At 64.8% G+C, this 3507-nt stretch carries 2 protein-coding genes; both read left to right on the forward strand.

The window, feature by feature from the left end; all coding sequences use genetic code 11:
- The coding region (locus tag ACXWUF_RS20585; RefSeq protein ID WP_458496429.1) for a ShlB/FhaC/HecB family hemolysin secretion/activation protein at window positions 1-1430 on the forward strand (1430 nt) is incomplete at its 5' end.
- 299 nt (window positions 1431-1729) lie between these two features.
- Window positions 1730-3507 (forward strand): two-partner secretion domain-containing protein (locus ACXWUF_RS20590; RefSeq protein ID WP_458496430.1); only part of this gene is annotated, 1778 nt, incomplete at its 3' end.

The raw sequence follows: 3507 nt of genomic DNA on the forward strand, positions 1-3507 counted from the left end.
CCTTTCTCGGTCCCGGCAAAAGCATCGAGGATGTGGAAAAGGCCCGCGCCGCCTTGGAAAAGGCGTATCAGGACGCGGGCTTTTCGGCGGCCCTGGTGGACATCCCCGAGCAGGACGTGGCCGAAGGCGTGGTCATCCTCAAGGTGGGCGAGGGCCGGGTGGACCGGCTCAAGATCACGGGTTCAAAGTATTTCTCGCTGGGCAAAATCCGCGAGGGGGTGCCCGCCCTGGCGGAAGGCCAGCCGCTCAACCTGACCAAAGTCCAAGAGCAGCTCAGCAAGGTGGCGGGCGACAGCGCCGACCGCACGGTCACGCCCGTCATGCGGGCCGGCCGCACGCCCGGCACGGTGGAGGTGGAATTGGCGGTGGAAGATCAGCTTCCCTTGCACGCCAGCGTCGAACTCAACGCCCGCAACAGCATCAACACCAGCCGCCTGCGCCTGACCGGCATGGTGCGCTATGACAACCTGTGGCAGCTTTATCACAGCGCCTCGCTGCAATACCAAGTCTCGCCGGAAGACCCCAGCAACGTGGAAGTCTGGTCCGGCACCTACGTGATGCCGCTGGATTTCATCGACTCGCGGCTCGTCTTCTACGGCGTCGGGCTGGATTCCACCAGCGCCGTCACCTCCGCCGGGGCGCTCAATATGGTGGGCAACGGCACGATCTTCGGTTTGCGGCTCATCAAATCGTTGCCGAACTTCCCAGGACTCCCGAACTACAGCCATAGCGTCACGCTGGGCTGGGACTACAAGAATTTCGGCCAGTCGGTGCAACTGACCGGCGCCGACAGCCAGAACACGCCCGTGGCCTATTCGCCGTTCCAGGGTGGCTATACCGGCACGCTCAATTACGGCGGGGGCAGCTTCAGTCAGATAAATCTGGAAGCCAACGTCAATTTCGCTGGCATGGGCAGTTCCTACCGGGAATTCGAGGCCAAGCGCCACAACGCCACGCCGAACTACCTCTATTTCGCGGGCGACCTCAAGCACCGGCAGATATTGCCTTACGATTTGGCCCTGCAAGCGCGGCTGTCCGGGCAAATCGCCAACATGCCCCTCATCAGCAACGAGCAGATGGGCGCGGGCGGAATGCAATCGGTGCGCGGCTACCACGAGGTGGAGCGCCTCGGCGACGACGGCGTGAATGCCTCGCTGGAGTTCTACAGCCCCAATTTCGGCGCTTATGGCTTGGATGGCGTGGACGAACTGCGCCTGATGGCGTTCAGCGACGTGGCCCGCTTGTGGGTGCGCGACCCGCTGCGCGGCACGCCGCCCCGCTATGACCTGCTGAGCGCGGGCGCGGGATTCCGTATGCAGGTGCTCAAGAAAATCTCCGGCGAGTTCTATTGGGCCTATCCCTTCGTCGCGACGGACGCCGTGGAGGTGGGGGAGTCGCGGGTGGATTTCCGGGTGGCGTATGAGTTCTGACCCATCTTTCCCACGCTCCTCGTCACCGCCATCGAGTTAAGGCGCTTGAATAAATTGCTACGGCTGAATTTAACCCTCCCACCCCCTTATCAGGGGGGGCTTTATCTCCCTTCCCTGATAAGGGGAGGGCCGGGGAGGGGTTTGAATTATCGTTCCCACGGTCTCCGTGGGAATGCATCCTCGGACGCTCCATGTCCCGTGCCCCAGTTCCATCCGCCCTGCCCGACTCACGGGACGCGGGAGCGTCCCCAGCGGCATTCCCACGCGGAGCGTGGGAACGATCCTATTTTGGTTGAACCATGATGACCCAAGCCCCCACCCGTCTCAAACCCCTCGCGGCCTCCATCCGCCTGATTCTGGCCGGTGCCTGCCTGTCCGGCGCGGCCCGGGCGGGCGACTTGCCCGTGCCCCAGCCCAATTTCGCCACGGTGGGCCGGGCCGACCAGTCGGTCGCGGGCAACAAGATGACCATCAACCAATACACCGACCGCGCCGTCCTCAACTGGCAGAGCTTCAACATCGGCCAGGACGGCGCGGTGCAGTTCAAGCAGCCGGGCGCGTCGGCCATCGCCCTGAACCGCATCGCCCAGAACGACCCCAGCCGCATCCTCGGCAAGCTGTCGGCCAACGGCCAGGTGTACCTGCTCAACCAGAACGGCTTCGTGTTCGGCAAGGACAGCCGGGTGGACGTTAATACTTTGGTCGCCAGCACGTTGGACATCAGCGACGATACCTTCCAGCGCGGCATCACCAAAGTCTTGGGGCAGGATGGCCGCCCGGCGCTGGTCGGCAAGGGCGAGGTGTACCGGCGCGATGCGAACGGGAATTTCATCCTGGACGGCCAGGGCCAGAAGACCAAGATCGGCATCAACATCGAAAAAGGCGCGGAGATCAAGGCCGCCAAATCGGGCCGCATCATCGCCGCCGCGCCGTCCGTGACCAACGGGGGCGACTTGACCGCGCCCGATGGGCAAATCCTGTTGGTGGCGGCGACGGACAAGGTGTATCTGCAAGAGGCGGGCAGCGACGCCAAACTACGCGGCCTGGTGGTGGAAGTCGGCACCGGCGGCGACGTGAACAACGTCGGCAAGATTCTGGCGGAACGCGGCAACGCCACCCTGATGGGCTTCGCCGTGAACCAGGACGGGCGGGTCACGGCCACCACTTCGGTGCGCGCCAACGGCTCGGTGCGCTTGCTGGCCCGCGAGGGCGGCAGCGTCCGCCGCGAGGGCGACCAATGGCTGCTGCAACCCGGCACCACCAAGCGCCTCGCCGACCAGGGCGACGGCCTGGGGACGCGGGCCACGGTCACTCTGGGCAAGGGCAGCGCCACCGAAGCCAGCCCCGACCTCAACGACTCAGCCACGGCGGTGGACGGCCAGACCCAGGATGTGTCGTGGATGGAAGTCTCGGGCCAGCAAATCCGGGTGGAGGATGGCGCAAGCTTGCGTTCCCGCTCGGGCCAGATCAGCCTCAAGGCCACGGAAAACCCGGCCAATCCCGGACTCGACAACGTCAAGAACGACAGCCGCGTCTACATCGCCAAGGGCGCCACCCTCGACGTGTCCGGCGTGGAAAAAGTGAGCCTGCCGGTGGAGCGCAACGTCGTGACCGTGGAACTCCGCAGCAACGAATTGCGCGACTCGCCCCTGCAACGCAAGGGCGTGTTGTACGGCCAGAAGGTCAAGGTGGACATCCGCAAGGGCACGCCCATCGCCGACATCACCGGCGAATTGGAGCGCATCGAGCGCACCGTGGCCGAGCGCAGCACGACGGGCGGCACGCTGGATTTGGTCTCGGAAGGCGACGCCGTGGTGCGGCCCGGCGCGGTGCTGAATTTCTCCGGCGGCTCGGTGTTCTACCGGCCCGGCTACATCGACACCACCCAGTTGGTCGGCGCCGACGGCAAGACCTATGACATCGGGTCCGCCGATCCCAACCGCCATTACGCCGGGATACTCGGCAAAATCACCGAGCATTTCCCGACCGCCAACCTCACCAAGACCTACGACATGCTCGGCCCGACCCAGCAGGGCCGGTTCGAGCAAGGCTATGTCGAAGGCAAATCCGCCGGTGC

It is taken from the genome of Methylomagnum sp. (assembly GCF_054333355.1).